At 57.2% G+C, this 16,101-nt stretch carries 16 protein-coding genes; 11 read left to right on the forward strand and 5 right to left on the reverse strand.

The genetic code is table 11. The features are described from left to right. The first annotated feature begins 15 nt into the window (after window positions 1-15). The 4 genes from lpxL to ACTZWX_RS14995 are packed head-to-tail and all read left to right on the forward strand — an operon-like array spanning window position 16 to window position 4,051. Window positions 16-972: an LpxL/LpxP family Kdo(2)-lipid IV(A) lauroyl/palmitoleoyl acyltransferase gene (lpxL, locus tag ACTZWX_RS14980; protein ID WP_444714623.1), complete on the forward strand. Its 957-nt coding sequence runs from the start codon at window positions 16-18 to the stop codon at window positions 970-972. Window positions 973-975: 3 nt separating this feature from the next. After that, a complete protein-coding gene (locus ACTZWX_RS14985; RefSeq protein WP_444714624.1) occupies window positions 976-1,932 on the forward strand; it encodes a mitochondrial fission ELM1 family protein in 957 nt (318 codons plus the stop codon). Continuing rightward, window positions 1,929-3,038, forward strand: a complete 1,110-nt coding sequence (locus ACTZWX_RS14990; RefSeq protein WP_444714625.1) for a glycosyltransferase family 4 protein — start codon at window positions 1,929-1,931, stop codon at window positions 3,036-3,038. The genes ACTZWX_RS14985 and ACTZWX_RS14990 overlap by 4 nt, the downstream gene beginning before the upstream one ends. Next, on the forward strand, window positions 3,035-4,051 hold the full coding sequence (locus tag ACTZWX_RS14995; protein WP_444714626.1) for a glycosyltransferase: 1,017 nt from the start codon (window positions 3,035-3,037) through the stop codon (window positions 4,049-4,051). The genes ACTZWX_RS14990 and ACTZWX_RS14995 overlap by 4 nt, the downstream gene beginning before the upstream one ends. 7 nt (window positions 4,052-4,058) lie before the next feature. On the opposite strand, the gene ACTZWX_RS15000 is transcribed toward ACTZWX_RS14995, so the two are convergent. Further along, on the reverse strand, window positions 4,059-4,859 hold the full coding sequence (locus ACTZWX_RS15000; RefSeq protein ID WP_444714627.1) for a glycosyltransferase family 2 protein: 801 nt from the start codon (window positions 4,857-4,859) through the stop codon (window positions 4,059-4,061). Window positions 4,860-4,981: 122 nt separating this feature from the next. Here ACTZWX_RS15000 and ACTZWX_RS15005 point away from each other — a divergent pair, with 122 nt between their 5' ends. Both ACTZWX_RS15005 and ACTZWX_RS15010 read left to right on the forward strand, forming a co-directional pair. Then, window positions 4,982-6,400, forward strand: a complete 1,419-nt coding sequence (locus tag ACTZWX_RS15005; RefSeq protein WP_444714628.1) for a mannose-1-phosphate guanylyltransferase/mannose-6-phosphate isomerase — start codon at window positions 4,982-4,984, stop codon at window positions 6,398-6,400. Further along, window positions 6,397-7,305: a lysophospholipid acyltransferase family protein gene (locus ACTZWX_RS15010; RefSeq protein WP_444714629.1), complete on the forward strand. Its 909-nt coding sequence runs from the start codon at window positions 6,397-6,399 to the stop codon at window positions 7,303-7,305. The genes ACTZWX_RS15005 and ACTZWX_RS15010 overlap by 4 nt, the downstream gene beginning before the upstream one ends. Window positions 7,306-7,316: 11 nt before the next feature. Here the strand turns inward: ACTZWX_RS15010 and ACTZWX_RS15015 are convergent, their stop codons facing one another. Beyond that, window positions 7,317-8,357: a glycosyltransferase family 4 protein gene (locus tag ACTZWX_RS15015; protein ID WP_444714630.1), complete on the reverse strand. Its 1,041-nt coding sequence runs from the start codon at window positions 8,355-8,357 to the stop codon at window positions 7,317-7,319. A gap of 133 nt (window positions 8,358-8,490) precedes the next feature. Between ACTZWX_RS15015 and ACTZWX_RS15020 the strand changes: the two genes are divergently transcribed. Continuing rightward, entirely contained in the window at window positions 8,491-9,522 is a 1,032-nt protein-coding gene (locus tag ACTZWX_RS15020; protein ID WP_444714631.1) for a glycosyltransferase family 4 protein, read from the forward strand. Here the strand turns inward: ACTZWX_RS15020 and ACTZWX_RS15025 are convergent. The 3 genes from ACTZWX_RS15025 to rfaD are packed head-to-tail and all read right to left on the reverse strand — an operon-like array spanning window position 9,506 to window position 12,197. Beyond that, complete coding sequence (locus ACTZWX_RS15025; RefSeq protein WP_444714632.1) at window positions 9,506-10,255, reverse strand: glycosyltransferase family 2 protein; 750 nt, start codon at window positions 10,253-10,255, stop codon at window positions 9,506-9,508. The genes ACTZWX_RS15020 and ACTZWX_RS15025 overlap by 17 nt on opposite strands. Then, the gene (gene waaF / locus ACTZWX_RS15030) at window positions 10,252-11,259 is read right to left on the reverse strand and encodes a lipopolysaccharide heptosyltransferase II (RefSeq protein ID WP_444714633.1); all 1,008 of its coding nucleotides are present in this window, start codon (window positions 11,257-11,259) and stop codon (window positions 10,252-10,254) included. The genes ACTZWX_RS15025 and waaF overlap by 4 nt, the downstream gene beginning before the upstream one ends. Next, window positions 11,256-12,197, reverse strand: a complete 942-nt coding sequence (rfaD, locus tag ACTZWX_RS15035; RefSeq protein WP_444714634.1) for an ADP-glyceromanno-heptose 6-epimerase — start codon at window positions 12,195-12,197, stop codon at window positions 11,256-11,258. Before rfaD ends, waaF begins: the two co-directional genes overlap by 4 nt. A 264-nt stretch (window positions 12,198-12,461) precedes the next feature. Here rfaD and ACTZWX_RS15040 point away from each other — a divergent pair, with 264 nt between their 5' ends. The 4 genes from ACTZWX_RS15040 to gmhB are packed head-to-tail and all read left to right on the forward strand — an operon-like array spanning window position 12,462 to window position 16,099. Further along, window positions 12,462-13,046, forward strand: a complete 585-nt coding sequence (locus ACTZWX_RS15040; RefSeq protein WP_444714635.1) for a D-sedoheptulose-7-phosphate isomerase — start codon at window positions 12,462-12,464, stop codon at window positions 13,044-13,046. Next, the gene (gene hldE / locus ACTZWX_RS15045) at window positions 13,043-14,491 is read left to right on the forward strand and encodes a bifunctional D-glycero-beta-D-manno-heptose-7-phosphate kinase/D-glycero-beta-D-manno-heptose 1-phosphate adenylyltransferase HldE (protein ID WP_444714685.1); all 1,449 of its coding nucleotides are present in this window, start codon (window positions 13,043-13,045) and stop codon (window positions 14,489-14,491) included. Before ACTZWX_RS15040 ends, hldE begins: the two co-directional genes overlap by 4 nt. 1 nt (window position 14,492) lies before the next feature. Then, window positions 14,493-15,536 (forward strand): glycosyltransferase family 9 protein, encoded by a 1,044-nt coding sequence (locus ACTZWX_RS15050; RefSeq protein ID WP_444714636.1) that lies wholly within the window; start codon window positions 14,493-14,495, stop codon window positions 15,534-15,536. Beyond that, window positions 15,533-16,099 (forward strand): D-glycero-beta-D-manno-heptose 1,7-bisphosphate 7-phosphatase, encoded by a 567-nt coding sequence (gmhB, locus tag ACTZWX_RS15055; RefSeq protein ID WP_444714637.1) that lies wholly within the window; start codon window positions 15,533-15,535, stop codon window positions 16,097-16,099. Before ACTZWX_RS15050 ends, gmhB begins: the two co-directional genes overlap by 4 nt. The last annotated feature ends 2 nt before the right edge of the window (window positions 16,100-16,101 follow it).

The raw sequence follows: 16,101 nt of genomic DNA on the forward strand, positions 1-16,101 counted from the left end.
GCAGGATTCACGATTTTGAAAAAGAAGTACCGCAAACTTCCAAGGAACACCGACTATTCAGCTTACCGTCATCCTCGCTGGTGGCCAACCTGGCTGGGTATTGGCGTGATGTGGCTGGTTGCCCAACTGCCCATCCGGTTTCAATGGTGGCTGGGCAAGATGGTGGGATTGCTCGCCTGGAAACTGGCGAAAAGCCGGCGACACATTACCGAGGTCAACATCCGGCTGTGCTTCCCGGAGCTGAACGAACAGCAACAGACCGCCCTGGTGCGCAACTCCTTCATTGCCAATGGCATCGGTCTTTTGGAGATTGGTATCGCCTGGTTCCGGGACCCAGCAAAATTGAGAAGTATTACTCGAGTGCATGGCATTGAGCACTATCACAAGGCATTGGAAGCTGGCCACGGAGTGCTATTGCTTGGTGGGCATTACAGCACTCTGGATTTGGGCGGAGGCCTGACGACTGAGTTTATTGAGGCTGATGTGATGCAACGGGATCACAACAACCCCCTAATGAATGCGGTAATGACCCGCGCCCGAGGCCGTCGATACGGTACTGTGTTAGGCGCACGCGACCTTCGCGGTTTGTTTCGCTGCCTTAAAAAGAACCGAACCGTTTGGTACGCCACCGACCAGGACTATGGCCGCAAAGACATCGTGTTTGCCCCTTTCTTCGGCATTCCCGCTGGCACCATCACCGCCACCTCGCGCATTGCCGAACGCAGCGGATGCAAAGTGGTGCCCTTCAGCCATTTTCGCCGCGATGACAAACCCGGCTATGACATCTATTTCCACCCGGCCCTTGAGAACTTCCCGAGCGGTGACGACCTGGACGATGCAACCCGGATCAATGCCGTCATCGAGCAGGAGATTCGCAAAGCGCCAGACCAGTACCTGTGGATGCACCGCCGCTTCAAAACCCGCCCGGACCGCGAAGACCCCGGCTTTTATGGGCGCAAGCGCAAGGAATAACCCGTGAGCAATCACTCGCAAGCACCGGTTGTCTGGCTGTTAACTGACAACAAGCCCGGCCACAAAAACCAACTCAAGGGGCTGGGCAATCGCCTGCGGGTGCTGACCGGGGCCAGCCTGTACTGGATTAACGCTGCAGATTACCCGGTGCCACTATGGCGGGCCTTTCTGGGCGTGGCACCGGCCATGGATGCCGCATTCCCAAAACCAGACCTTATTGTGGCCGCAGGCACTGGCACCCACCGCCTGTTACTGTCGCTGCGGCGCCGGGGCAAGACCCTGGCACTGATGAAACCGGCCTTCCCGCTGGGCTGGGTAGATGGCGCGATTATCCCGGCCCATGATGAGGTAAAAGCCGCTAACAACATTCTGCAGACCGAGGGCGTGATCAACACCATTACACCCCTCGCCAGGCTGACCAGCAAACCGGAAGCCCTGATTCTGGTGGGTGGCCAATCCGAACATTTTGACTGGGATGGCGATGCCATACTCAACCAGATAACCGACCTGATTGCCCGCTACCCACAATGGCGCTGGACCATCACGGACTCACGCCGGACACCGGAGAGTACTACCGAACGGCTGGCAGAACTGGAAAGCCCGAAAATCTCCGTGGTACATCACTCTCGCACCCACGACGACTGGCTGAGCCATCAGCTTTCCGCATCCCGCGCCGTTTGGGTAACCCCTGACAGCATTTCCATGGTGTGTGAAGCCGCTACCTCTGGCGTACCCACCGGCTTGCTGAATTTGAACCCACGTGCCAACAGCCGCGTTGCCAATGGGATTAAACGCCTGGCGGACCGAGGCCTGGTGGCGCACTGGGCCGACCATGCCAGCGTGATGGCAGAGCAGGCCGAAAGGCATGAACAGCTATGGGAAGCCGACCGTGCAGCCCGATGGGTGGCCGGTAGATTTCTGGCCTCTTTCCAGAAGCCGCCCAAGGAGCCCCGGCCATGAGAATTCTTCAGGCATTGCCAGCACTTTACAGCGGAGGCGTGGAGCGGGGCACCGTGGAGTTCGCCGCAGAGCTGGTGAAACGCGGCCATGAATCGTTTGTGGTGTCCAACGGCGGCCCGATGGCAGAGCAAGTACGCGGCCAGGGTTCTAACCATATCCACCTGCCCATTCACCGCAAGACACCGGCGTCGTTCGGGCAGATTCTGCCCATGCGCAAATTGTTGCAGGAGCTGCAACCAGATATTGTGCATGTGCGCTCCCGCATGCCCGCCTGGATTGTCAACCTGGCCCTGAAAACCCTCCCTGCCGACCAGCATCCGGCGGTTGTTTCAACGTTCCATGGCATGTATTCGGTGAACCCCTACAGTGCCATCATGAGCACGGCCGACCAGGTTATCGCCGTTTCCAACTGCGTGCGGGATTACGTGCTGGCGCATTTCGACGTACCCGAGCACAAGCTGACCGTGATCCAGCGGGGCGTGGATATCGACGCCTTCCGCAACCGCGCCATAAATGATCAGTGGCTGGACATTCTCCTGTCCCGCTTCCCCCAACTGGCCGGCAAGAAAATCATTATGATGCCCGGCCGCATCTCCCGCTGGAAAGGCCAGCTGGACTACCTTGAAGCCATGGCCCGCATTGTCCGCCAGCGGCCGGATTGTCACGGCATCATCGTAGGCGGGGCCGAACCGGGAAAAGAACGATTCCTGCAGGAGCTTGAAAGAGAGCGGTGCCGGCTGGGCCTGACCGATAAAGTCACATTCCTCGGCCAGCGCAACGACATGACCAACCTGTATCTGTTCGCCGATGCGGTATGCCATATGTCTACCAAACCGGAGCCGTTTGGCCGCACAGTGACCGAAGCGTTGGCGTCCGGTACGCCAGTGGTGGCCTACAACCGGGGCGGTGCGGCGGAAACTCTGCAAGCCTGCTTTCGGGATGGGCTGGTGACCCCGGATGATACCGGGGCATTTGCCAGTGCAGTGCTGGGATTACTGGACAAACCAAGGCCGGAGATTGAGCTGCCGGAGCGGTTTTTGTTGCGGGCGCAGACGGAGGCGACGCTTCGGGTATATCAGCAGGCCCTGAACGGGAGGCCCGATTGAAGGTCGCCCTGATACTCGCAACGCCTGGTAGTTCCTGGGGCGGCATGGAAAAACATGTGGCGGACCTGACAGAAGCCCTCACGAGCCTCGGACATGAGGTGCACATAATCGCCCATCCCGACTACCGCACGCACTTCCCATTCGCCGAGTTTCACCCGTGCCCAATGAAGCTGAGCCGAAACAACCCTTGGCTTCGCTGGTGCGTTTCCCGAATATTGAAGCGGGTTTCTCCCGATATCGCCCACGCCCACGGCAATAAAGCCGCCCTCATACTGGGCAGGTTGCCTCATCAGACCTGGCAAACCGTAGGGACGATTCACGGAAGCAAATCAAACCTTCGCCCTTTTCTTCTGCTGGATAAAGTCATTGCCGTCAGCGGGTCGATCTACGAGGGCCTTAGTCATCCGTCCCGTCATCTGATTTACAATGGAATCCGGAAGGAAACCCCGAAATCGCCCCACGGCAACTATCCACTCCCCGAAACAACGAACGTCATTGCTGCCGGGAGACTGGAGCCAGTCAAGGGGTTCGACATGCTAATTCAGGCATGGAGCATGATCCATGACCGTTTTCCGACGGCACACCTCACCATCTTTGGTGACGGCTCCGAAGCCAGAAACCTGAATCGGCTGATTGGCGATGAAAGCCTGAGACACTCGGTGACGATGGCAGGACACCAAACAACACTGGCATCGGCATTGTCCAATGCAGACTTGATGGTTCTCAGCTCAAGGAGGGAGGGGTTTCCTTACGTTTTGATCGAAGCCTTGATGGCCGGACTGCCGGTGGTCTCAACCCCGGTTTCCGGCAGTGTCGACCTACTTCCAGACAACGCGCTCGCCGATGACATTTCTGCACAGGCTATCGCCGCTGTCATCTCCAGCGCACTTAATAACCTGGATGGGCTTCGAGAATCTGAGCAATCGGCATTTGACTATACCAAATCACACCTCACCCTCAGGAGCATGGCTGAAGCAACGGTCAGGGTGTATCAAGCCGAACAGAAACCGTAAGGGTGCCTTACCGCTCCCGATCATCGGTATGACTGACCCGTTCTAACATCTGCATTTCCCTCGCCTTCGCCAATCGCATGAAATTACGGTTTGCGGCCACGATGGAAACACTGAACCCAAACCAGCCATTCAATACCTGGCGGTGAATCAGGTAATACTTCAAAAACTTTAAAGGAAATTCGACCATCAAGCGCGGGGTCGAAATTCGCCGGCCTTTCTCATACAGAAACCTGGCCTGCTCGTTGGACAGCTGCAAGTACTTTCTCTCCATTTGTTCCAGAGAGATCAGGGTCCTGTGCAGAACATTACCTTTGAGCTCTCCCACAATACCCTCATGCACTCGAGGCCGATCGTCGTTGCTGTATTTTTCTGCATTAATCGAAGCCCGCTTTCGGTTATAGAGCCGCAGAATTTTCTTGGACTTGTCATGCCTGAAAGGATGCTGCGGGTTGGGAGGTGACAAAACCCAACGCATACGATAGCCCGCAATATCCGGAGAGATCGGCTTGGAGAACAGCTGCTTGATGTTTCGTACCAAGGTATCGGAAAGCACTTCATCAGCATCCAGATCAAGTACCCAGTCGTTCGCACACAAGCTGGCGGCATAAGCCTTCTGGCTCGCAAAGCCTTCCCATTCCCGATAAACCACTCGGGCGCCGGCGGCCACTGCTAGTTCACAGGTTCGGTCTGTGCTACCCGAATCAACAACGATGATTTCATCAGCCCAGTCCTTCACCTTCTCAAGAGATTCCGGCAGCCTCTCCTCTTCATTCAACGTGATGTAGTAAACCGATAACGGCAGTTTCATCATAAACACCTGCAAACTGGACCCTGCTCGGCCCCAAACACTGCCGAGTTAGCGCACCTGTGATAATATTCAGCCATCAGAAAAGGACAATGCTGACCGAAAGCTACGCGTGGAGCAAACACATGATTCACCCCGTCGTTATGGCCGGAGGCACCGGCTCTCGCCTTTGGCCGTTATCCAGGCAACTGAACCCCAAGCAGTTCCTGAAACTGACGGACCAACATCTATCCATGCTGCAACTGACCGTGGCCCGGCTGGATGGTATGGAATCCGCCGATCCACTGCTGATCTGCAACGAAGACCACCGGTTTCTGGCGGCGGAACAAATGCGCCAGGCAGGCTACAACGATGCCCGAATCATTCTGGAACCCTGCGGGCGCAACACGGCACCGGCCATCGCTCTGGCAGCCCTGCAATTGGTCAAGAACATTGACGAAAACCAGAACCCGCTGATGCTGGTTCTGGCGGCAGACCACCTGATCAAAGACGTCGGCGCGTTCCAGAACGGTATCCAGAACGCCATCCCCCTGGCGCAGCAAGACAAACTGGTGACTTTCGGCATAGTGCCCGGCCATGCGGAAACCGGTTACGGTTATATCCAGCAAGGCCCGGCACTGGCCGAGGACAGCTTCAGCGTCAGCCGGTTTGTGGAGAAACCCGACCAGACCACTGCGGAAGAATACCTTGCATCCGGTGATTACCTCTGGAACAGCGGCATGTTCCTGTTCGGTGCCCGCACCTATCTTCAGGAGCTGCAGAAGCATCGCCCGGACATTCTCGCCATCTGCCAGGCAGCCCTGGACGACGCCAGCGAAGACCTGCATTTCACCCGTGTGAACGAAAGCGTGTTTGCCGACTGCCCGGAAGATTCCATCGATTACGCTGTGATGGAAAAGACGGACAACGCCGCCGTGGTGGCGCTCGATGCCGGCTGGAGCGATATCGGTTCCTGGTCCGCGCTCTGGGAAGTTTCCGAGAAAGACGGCAACGGCAATGCATTCAGCGGTGATGTCATCGCCCACCACACAGAAAGCACACTGGTGCGGGCAGACAGCCGACTGGTGGCCACCGTTGGCGTGAAAGATCTGGTGATCATCGAAACGAAAGATGCCCTGCTTGTCGCCCACAAGGACCAGGTGCAGGACGTCAAGAAAGTGGTTGAACGCATCAAGAACGACGGCCGGCACGAACATATGAACCACCGGGAAGTCTACCGGCCCTGGGGCGTTTATGATTCCATCGATAACGGGCACCGCTATCAGGTGAAACGCATCACCGTGAAGCCCGGCGCCAAGCTGTCTGTGCAGATGCACCACCACCGGGCAGAGCACTGGATTGTTGTCAGCGGCACCGCCAAGGTAACCAATGGCGAGGACTCATACCTGGTCACTGAAAACCAGTCCACTTACATCCCGGTCGGACAGGTCCATTGCCTCGAAAATCCCGGCGTTATTGACCTGGAGCTGATTGAAGTGCAGTCCGGTTCATACCTGGGTGAAGACGATATCGTACGATTCGAGGACCGGTACGGCAGATCATGAGCAAACTCAAGTATTACCTGATTGCCGGCCTGTTGCGGATAGTTAGCTTTTTACCCCTCGGAGCCGCACAGTTCATCGGCAAGTGGCTGGGCCTTCTCGCCTGGAAACTGGGCGGCAGGCCAAAGAAGATCACCGACATCAATCTGGACATCTGCCTGCCGGAACTCACCGAAGAGCAGCGCAGGGACCTCTCCAGAGATTCCCTGGCCCACACCGGCATGACGGCCCTGGAAATTCCGCTGATGTGGGAGTGGCCCGTAGATAAGTGCCTCGGATTGATCAAGCAAACCGAAGGCCTGGAGCTGGTTGATGAGGCCCTGGCGACCGGCAAAGGATTGATCTTGCTCGCGCCCCACCTTGGCAACTGGGAACTGGCCGGTCTGTTTTTCTCCTCCCGCTATAAAATGGCCGCGCTATACAGCCCTCCGCACATCAAGGAATTCGAAGATTACATGATTCGGGTGAGGGGGCGCCTGGGCTCCGAACTGGTACGCGGCGACCGCAAAGGCCTGATGCGCCTGATGGGCATTTTGAAGGAAGGCGGCGTAGCCGGTATTCTTCCCGACCAGTCTCCCCGGGGCAAAACCAACGCCTACGCGCCCTTTTTTGGCATGGACGTGATGACCATGACACTGGTGGGCAAATTGGTGCAGAAAACCGGCGCCAATGTGCTCGTCACTTACGCTGAGCGGCTGCCGAATGGCGAAGGCTTCAAGATTCTGGTCACTCCGGCGGAGCCCGGCATCGGTGCCGATGACACAGTGGCCGGCGCCACCGCCTTGAATCAATCCGTGGAAAAGGTGGTGCGAATGGCCCCTGAGCAGTACCAGTGGGAGTACAAACGCATGCGGCACCGGCCACCGGGGAATCCGAATCCTTATAAGCCCGGGCAGATTTGCGACTAACCGCCCGGCTGTCAGGAACCCCCTTGGGATTGCAAGGTTGCGGAGTAGAGGCCCAGGTAACGCTCCGCCACCGATTCAGGGCTGAACGCCGTTAAGCCTGCCAGGGCAGCGTCTGCGAAAGCGGCGGCCTGCTCTGGGTTATCGAGGATATACTGAATCGCCGAAGCCAAAGCCTCCGGGTCACCCGGGGATACCAGAAGGCCATTCGTTTTATCTGAGATCAGGTCAGAAATGCCTCCGGCTTTGGCCCCAACCACCGGCACATGGTGTTGCATGGCCTCAAGAATCGTTGAGCCAAGCCCCTCGGAGAGTGAGGGGAACACGAAGACATCCAGAGCTGCCAACCAATCCCCAACGCTATCCTGGTGCCCCAGAAAACTGACGTTGGGCAAATCCTGTGCCTGGGATTTGAGCCATTGTTCATCTGGCCCTTCTCCCAGAAATACGAACTGCACGTCTGGCCTGAGATTGGCCATTAAACGCGCTGCCTCAATCGTGATGTGATAACCCTTGTGCTTCAGGAGGCGGCCCACCTGACCGACCAGACGTTTGGCGGGATACTGCTGTCTGATGGCTGCTACGGCCTCTGGTGCGGCCGGGAAGCCTGAAAAACTTGACGGGATGATGACAGTGTCGACATCGCCCAGCCGGTGCTGCACAACAGATTCAATGGCAGAGCTCAGGCAGGCGATGGTCGCGGCTCCACCATAGGCCGCAGCCGTCAATCGCCCTGTTCCGATGGGATTATCGACTCGCCTGGTGATGACGTAAGGCGTTCCGCGCAAGCGGGATTCGATCCAGGCCCAGTAGACTGCTTTGCCGTCGTGGCAATGAACGAGGTCCCAGCTTCCCTTGCCGTGGCCCAACAGAAAATGTGCACACTCGCGCCTTCCGAGCGACTGGGTGTCTTCCAGCTCTGCCCATAGGCGACTCCCAGGCCTGGCCACCAGCGTTTGCTGAATACCGCGCTTCGCCAGCTCCCGAATCAGGTTTACAGTCTGTCGTTCGCCACCGGAAAAACCTCCGGCCAGGTTTACGTGGCAAATGTGCATACCAACTCGGCCCCGTCGATGTTTTAATGGCGGCAGTGTAAGAGATCGACCATGAAAAGGACATAACACTGTGAAGCTACTTGTAATCAGCTCCTATGTAGATACCTGGAACTCTGTTCGGCCAGAAGCCGAAATGCTGATCGGGCTGGCAAAATTGGGTGTCGAAGTTGAGCTGATGACACAACCGGATGCGGAGTACCGCTCCCGTTTTGAAGAAAACGGCATCAAGGTACACGGTTTCCACCCCCGAAAGAAAATAGAGCCTGAAGCCATTCGTCGAATTCGTCACCTCCTGATCGAAGGCAAGTTTGACGCCGTGTACTGCTTTAACAACAAAGCCATCGCTAACACCAACCTTGCGGCAATCGGCCTGCCAGTCAAAGTTATGACCTATCGAGGCCAAACCGGCAATATCAGCCGCTGGGACCCAAGTGGCTACCTTACCCACCTAAGCCCACGGGTGGATCGAATTATCTGTGTTTCCAAAGCAACCCGCGATGACCTACAAAAGCACGTATGGGGCAACAAAGACAAAGTTTGTACGGTCTATAAAGGCCACGATCTCGACTGGTACCAGGATACTCCGGTAGACCTCACACAATTCGGCGTACCGGATGGCGCCTTTGTGGTTGGGTCGGTGGCAAATATCCGCCCCAGAAAAGGACTGCCAATTCTGCTGAAAGCCACACACCTTTTACCCGCGGACAGCAACATCCACCTATTGCTCGTGGGCCGGGGAATGGACAATCCAGAGGTTCAGGCTCTAATCCAGGCCAGCCCGATGGCCGACAGAATTCACCTGACTGGATTCAGAAAAGACGCGCCAGCCATCATTGCGTCCTGCCAGGTATCCGTGCTGGCTTCGACCAAACGTGAGGGGCTTCCAAAAACGGTGATTGAAGCTATGGCCTATGGCGTTGCACCAATCGTCAGCGATACCGGAGGAAGTGCGGAGCTCATTGAAGATGGCGTTTCCGGCATACGCGTAACGCCCGGTAGCGCTGAAGAAATTGCTGCAGGCATTCAGCGGCTGCATGAATCCCCAGAACTATGCGCAAATATGGGCCAAAGCGCTCGAAATAGAATCGCCTCGCACTTTCACGTACAGCAGTCGTCTGAAGCTCTTTTGAAGGTGCTGAGTGAAACCGTCAACGGCGAGTTTTAATCCAGAGTGCTGCGTATTTGTTGAAGGCATAAATGGCGGTGGTGACGGCCAGCAAAAACCCATGCCGGCCGTCCAGAAAACCTCTTTGAAGCAGATACTTCCGGACAAATGCGCCCAAACTGTGGGTGCAGGCGGAGAACAGTGATGCTTTCTTGCCACGGCGAGCCCGCCCCTCGGCCCAGTCCTCCGCATAGCGGACGGATTTCGCCATGTAGTCCGGGAAATTGGTCGCGGTGTAGTGCAGCAAATCCCCAGCCAATGTCTCCACGCTGGCTTCTGGGCAGTGCACCTTTTCATGCACCAGCGCATCGTTATACCCGTATTCTTCATGGCGGTACAACCGGACCACTTTGTCGGGATACCAGCCAGAGTGCCGGATGAAACGGCCAAAAAACCACGACAACCGCTTTACCTGAAACACCTGCTTCGCCGGCGCTTTCTCGATGGCGTGCTTAATGGACGAGGCCAGTTCCGGGGTGACCACTTCGTCGGTATCGATCCAGAGCAGCCATTCCCCACGGGCATGGCTTTGAGCTCTCTGACGCTGCGGACCAAAGCCTGGCCAGTCGTCCGATTGGAAAATGCGCGCCCCGAATTGCTCGGCGACGGCCAGCGTATCGTCTTTAGAGCCGGAGTCCAGCACTACAATCTCATCGGCAAACGCTAGACTCTCCAGGCATTTGGCAAACTCAGGCCCTGCATTTTTAGTGATCAGTACCGCGCTGAGTTTCACTGGCACGCCTCCAGAACCCGCTGCACGGAAATACCCATCAAGCAGTTGTAATGGCCAAAACGGCAGGTTCGCTCAAAGCAGGGACTACACTCCACCGGGTGCCGGACAATCGTCGCCTTATCCGTCAGCGGCGGCGTGAAACCCGGGCTGGTGGAACCGTAGATGGCAACCACATCAGCACCAGAAGCGGCGGCCACGTGCATCAAGCCGGAATCGTGACTGACCACTTTGCGGCAATGACTGAACAGATCCACGGTATCTTCCAGGCGGGTTTTGCCACAAAGATTGAAAACGCCTTCCTGACCATTGGCAATCTGATCACCCGGCTCCACATCTTTCGGGCCGCCCATAACCCAGACTTGAAAACCCTGCTGCACCAGTTTTTCGGCCAGCGCCCGGTGGCTTTCAAGAGGCCACTGCTTTGCCGGGCCGAACTCCGCACCAGGGCAGATGGCAATGGCGGGGCGTTCCGGGTCCAGGCGCAGTTTGCCCATCACGTCGTGCAGGTTCGCTTTGTCAATCGTCAGTGACGGTTGTGGCACATCAAACTGATAGGTTTCGTAATCCGCCTTGCTCGCCCCAAGCCCCATGTAACGCCACACGGTTTTGTCTGTGATGGTAGAGCCGTCTCGGGTCGGGTGTCTGCGCCGGGCATCGGTCAGCAGAATCGAGCGTCCTTCCCCACTGAAACCAACCCGCTCGGGAATGCCAGCAAAGAAAGGGATCAAAGCGGACTTGAACGAACGCGGCAGGACAATGGCTTTATCATACCCTTTCAGTGTTCTGGCCAGTCGCCACTGAGCCTTCAGGGCCAGCTCGCCACTTTTCCAGGGTGCCGCAATGCCTGTGTTGACCTCAGGCATACGGGCGATGATCGGGAGCGACCACCCGGGCGCCAGCACATCGACTTCAGCTTGCGGGTCCTGCTGTTTTAGGGACATGAACAGCGCCTGGGCCATCACCATATCGCCCACCCAGGACGGGCCAACCACAAGGTATTTCATCGATCCAGCCAGGCCAGGTATGCAGCGACACCAGCAGCAACGTCAGTGAACGGATCGGTATAGCCCGCATCACGCAATGAACTGACATCCGCCTGGGTAAAGCTCTGATAGCGCCCTTTCAGCTCATCCGGGAAGGGAATGAACTCCACTTTGCCCTTGCCGTGGTACTGGATGACCGCCTCGGCCACCTCCAGGAACGACTGGGCACGGCCGGTGCCCAGATTGAAAATGCCGGACTGATCCGGATTATCAAAGAACCACAGGTTCACCTTGCACACGTCGTCAACATACACGAAATCACGCTGTTGCCCACCGTCGGAGTAGCCATCCCAGCCCTCGAACAGTTTGGGATTCTGGCCGGCCTTGATCTGTTCATGCAGGTGATAGGCCACGGACGCCATCTTGCCCTTGTGCTGCTCCCTGGGGCCATACACGTTAAAGTAACGGAAGCCCACGATCTGGCTACGGGCAGACGGCAGGATCTTGCGTACGTACTGGTCAAACTGCCACTTGGAATAGCCATACACGTTCAGCGGCCGTTCGCACTCGCGCTCTTCCCGGAACTCATCACTGGCACCGTAGACCGCCGCACTGGAGGCGTAGAGGAAAGGTACTTTGTGATCCAGACACCAGTGCAGCAGCACTTTGGAGTAGGTGTAGTTGTTCTCCATCATGAACTTGCCGTCCCACTCCGTCGTATCTGAGCAAGCCCCCTCGTGGAAGATGGCGCGGATACCTACCGGCAGGTCATTCGCTTTGACCCGCTCAAGGAACTCGCCCTTATCCATGTAATCGGTGATATCGAGCTCCGCCAAATTACGGAAATAGGTGCCATCGGTCAGATCGTCGACAACCAGAATGTCTGTCTCACCCCTCAGATTAAGTGCGTGGACAATGTTCGCTCCGATGAAACCGGCTCCGCCAGTGACGACAATCATGATAAGACTCCTGAAAATTCCGCGCGGGCGGGCCTGGGTAGCGGCCCGGAATATGGCTGTCATCTTAACCCCTTTTGCCCATCGCTAAAACCGCCATATCCGTTCACACCACCGTCGAAAACCACCGTGAACGCTGCATTAACAGCTGGTTAGTACGAAAAAAAGCATATGGGACGCCTCAGGCCTCCATGGTACACTTTGCGCTTTCAGCCGGTACCAAGAAACGCCGGCGCGACCAGATGACAGCTCACACCGGAGGCTCCCATGTCCCAGCCAAGCAGTTACCTCGCCACTCTGGAACGGCACCGCAAGACCTTCGCCATTCTGGAAAAGCATCAGGAAGCGGCGGAACAACTGCTCGAGCTTACCCGGCAGTGCCTGAAAAACGGCGGCAAGGTCATCTTTCTGGGCAACGGCGGCAGCGCCGCCGACTCCCAGCACCTGGCAGCAGAATTCATGGTGCGCTACAAGAAAGAACGCGGCCCGCTGGCGTCCATCGCGCTGACTACTGACACCTCGATTCTGACTGCACATCCGAACGACTACGAGTTTGAGACGGTGTTCGAGCGGCAAGTTCTGGGTTTGGGTAAGCCCGAGGACCTGGTAATCGGCCTGACCACCTCCGGCCAGAGCGAAAACATCAACCGCGCCTTGAAGGCCGCCAATGATCTGGGCGCCGCTACCGTGGCGTTGACCGGTCGGGACGGCGGCAAAGTCAAAGACATCGCCAAGTTATCCATCATCATCAACAGTGACGAAACCGCCCGCATCCAGGAGGCCCATATGTTCTTTGGCCACTGGCTGTGTGAAGCGATGGATGAGGTGGTGCTGTCCGGAGGCCTTGACTGATGCTTGACCTGGCCCAGCTGAACCAGCTTCAGACCGCCTCTGTGCTGGTGATTGGCGATGTCATGCTCGACCGCTATTTCATTGGCGACACCAACCGCATTTCACCGGAAGCACCGGTGCCGGTGGTCCGGGTTGCCCACACAGAAGACCGGGCAGGCGGTGCCGCCAACGTTGCCAGAAATATTGCCCACCTTGATGGCCAGGCTGCCATTCTTGGCATCATCGGCAACGACACTGACGGTCGTTTGCTGAAAGACCTTCTGGTCAAGGAAAAGGTCCATTCCGAGCTCCTGGAACTGGACGACGCACGCACGATATCCAAAACTCGCATTATCTCCCGCCATCAACAGATGGTTCGGCTAGACATGGAAGACACCTTCCCCGTCGCCCAGGCCGAAAGCGTCAAGCAGCGTTACGGAGAACTGGTTGAGCAATACAATACTGTCATCATCAGTGACTACGCCAAAGGCACACTCGCCTGTGTTGGCGACCTGATTCAGGCCGCGCGAAAGGCCGGCAAGCAGGTGCTGGTGGACCCGAAAAGCAAGGATTTCTCCCTCTATCGGGGCGCCACGGTGATTACCCCGAACCTGAGCGAATTCAAGGCCGCCGGCGGCGATGCCTCCTCAGATGACGCCATGCTGAGTTCGGCACGGGCCATGCTGGCCGACGCGGGCATCGATACCATGCTGCTGACCCGCAGCGAGCAAGGCATGAGCCTGATCACCCCGACGGAGCACCATCACTTCCCGGCGGAGGTTCTGGAAGTGAGTGACGTCACTGGCGCCGGCGATACAGTGATTGCCACCCTGGGCACCTTGCTGAGCGCCGGGTTCGCATTGAAAGACGCCGCCTGGCTATCCAACCTTGCGGCTGGCATTGTGGTGGCCAAACTGGGTGCCGCCACCGTCTCCCCGGAAGAGCTGGCTGCCCGCGCCAGCCACCAGTGGTCGGCCAAGACCAGCGGCTACCACCCCAGTGTCGAGCAGAGCCTGCTGCACATTGATTACGCCCGCCAACAGGGCGAACGGATTGTCTTTACCAACGGTTGCTTCGACATCCTGCATGCCGGCCATGTGCGCTACCTGGCCCAGGCCCGAGCGCTCGGTGACCGACTGGTTGTCGGGCTGAACTCCGATGCCTCCGTGCGTCGCCTGAAGGGCGAAGAACGCCCGGTAAACTCACTGGAAGACCGTATGGAGGTGCTATCCGCCCTGGCCTGCGTGGACTGGGTCATTCCCTTCGGTGACAACACTGAGGAAAACGACACCCCGGAGCAACTCATCAAACGGGTGAATCCGCAGGTGCTCGCCAAAGGCGGCGACTACTCAATCGACACCATCGTCGGCGCGGACTTTGTTCAGGACAACGGCGGTGAGGTTGCCATCCTGCCCACGGTTGAAGGCCGCTCCACTACCGGGCTGATCAAGAAAGTACGAGGCTGAATTGTCTGCGCCACGCTCCATATGCCTGCTGCGCCTGTCGGCCATTGGCGACACCTGCAACGCCGCTGCGGTAGTGCATGCAATTCGGCAATATTACCCGGACACTGAGATCACCTGGGTGATCGGCAAGGCTGAAGCCGCACTGATGGCGGGCATGGACGACGTCAACTTTGTCGTGTTTGACAAGAAACAGGGCCTGGCCGCCTACCGCAACCTCCGGCACCAGCTCCAGGGCAAACGATATGATGCCCTGCTCTTGATGCAAGTCGCCCTGAGAGCGAATCTTGCCAGCTTGTGTATTTCCGCCAAGCGACGAATCGGCTACGACAAAGCCAAAAGCAAAGAGCTGCACAGCCTGTTTATCAATGAGCGGATCGAGCCAACGGACAAGGTCCACGTGCTGGACAATTTCCGACAATTCCAGGAATCGCTGGGAGTGCCTCTCGAGGCGCCCGCCTGGAACATTCCGGTTAATGCGGAAGACCGGGACTGGGCCATAGCCCAGCTCGACCCGGGCACCCGCAAACACCTTATTATCACACCCGCCGCCTCCAACGCCGAACGGAACTGGCTACCAGACCGCTACGCCGCGGTAGCTGACTACGCCGCCAGTAAGGGTTTTTCCGTGTATCTGTGTGGCGGCCCGGCCGATCATGAAAAGGAATTGGCCGCCAGCATTCAGGCACACGCCAGACACTCCCTGCATAACCTCGTTGGGCAATCGAACCTTAAGCAACTGTTCGCCCTGATTGGCGAAGCCAGCCTTGTGCTAGCACCAGACACCGGCCCGGCCCACATGGCCGTCGCTGCAGGCACACCCGTTATTGGCCTCTACGCTCACAGCAACCCGAAACGCACTGGCCCCTACCTGTGGCAGAACTATGTGGTGGACGCCTACACCCCCGCTCTGAAACAGATGCGAGGGGAAACGCCGGAGCAAAGCCGCTGGGGCCAGAGGCTCAAGGGTGAGGAGTTGATGGAAAACATCTCGACGGAACAGGTTATCGAGATGTTGAGCTGCTGTATTCAGGAACAGAACCTATGACCAACAAAGCCGTATTTCTGGACCGGGATGGCGTGATCAACGTGGATCATGGCTATGTGTACCGCAAAGAGGATTTTGAATTCGTAGACGGTATATTCGAGGCCTGCCGGCACTTCCAGGAACAGGGTTATCTGCTGATTGTCGTCACCAACCAGTCCGGCATTGCCCGAGGCATGTACTCAGAAGCTCAATTCCAGGAGCTAACAGACTGGATGGTAGAACGCTTCAAGGAACAGGATGTGACCATCACCAAGGTTTATTATTGCCCCCACCATCCGGACTTTGGGCCTGCTGATGAGCGGGATTGCGATTGCAGGAAGCCTAAGCCGGGGATGATCTTGAGGGGGATTGAGGAGTTTAGGCTTGTGCCAAAGTTTTGCCTGATGGTTGGTGACAAAGTCTCTGACATGACCGCTGCAAAATCAGCAGGCTTAGGCGCTGGCATTCTCCTCAACAACCAAGTGGAAAATTTGAGCGAGGGCAACCATTACTGCCACATAAACAACCTGAAGCAACTACTTACACTTCCTGAAGGCGCCTTTAATTGCTCTGAAGAATATTGAAC

Source organism: Marinobacter sp. NSM, from assembly GCF_052380025.1.
GTDB lineage: Bacteria > Pseudomonadota > Gammaproteobacteria > Pseudomonadales > Oleiphilaceae > Marinobacter.

Bases quoted from the DNA above. Each gene is read 5' to 3' on its own strand.
- ACTZWX_RS14990 (WP_444714625.1), top strand. From the start codon at position 1,929: ATGAGAATTCTTCAGGCATTGCCAGCACTTTACAGCGGAGGCGTGGAG.
- ACTZWX_RS15000 (WP_444714627.1), bottom strand. From the start codon at position 4,859: ATGAAACTGCCGTTATCGGTTTACTACATCACGTTGAATGAAGAGGAG.
- ACTZWX_RS15005 (WP_444714628.1), top strand. From the start codon at position 4,982: ATGATTCACCCCGTCGTTATGGCCGGAGGCACCGGCTCTCGCCTTTGG.
- ACTZWX_RS15010 (WP_444714629.1), top strand. From the start codon at position 6,397: ATGAGCAAACTCAAGTATTACCTGATTGCCGGCCTGTTGCGGATAGTT.
- ACTZWX_RS15015 (WP_444714630.1), bottom strand. From the start codon at position 8,357: ATGCACATTTGCCACGTAAACCTGGCCGGAGGTTTTTCCGGTGGCGAA.
- ACTZWX_RS15020 (WP_444714631.1), top strand. From the start codon at position 8,491: ATGCTGATCGGGCTGGCAAAATTGGGTGTCGAAGTTGAGCTGATGACA.
- waaF (WP_444714633.1), bottom strand. From the start codon at position 11,259: ATGAAATACCTTGTGGTTGGCCCGTCCTGGGTGGGCGATATGGTGATG.
- rfaD (WP_444714634.1), bottom strand. From the start codon at position 12,197: ATGATTGTCGTCACTGGCGGAGCCGGTTTCATCGGAGCGAACATTGTC.
- ACTZWX_RS15040 (WP_444714635.1), top strand. From the start codon at position 12,462: ATGTCCCAGCCAAGCAGTTACCTCGCCACTCTGGAACGGCACCGCAAG.
- gmhB (WP_444714637.1), top strand. From the start codon at position 15,533: ATGACCAACAAAGCCGTATTTCTGGACCGGGATGGCGTGATCAACGTG.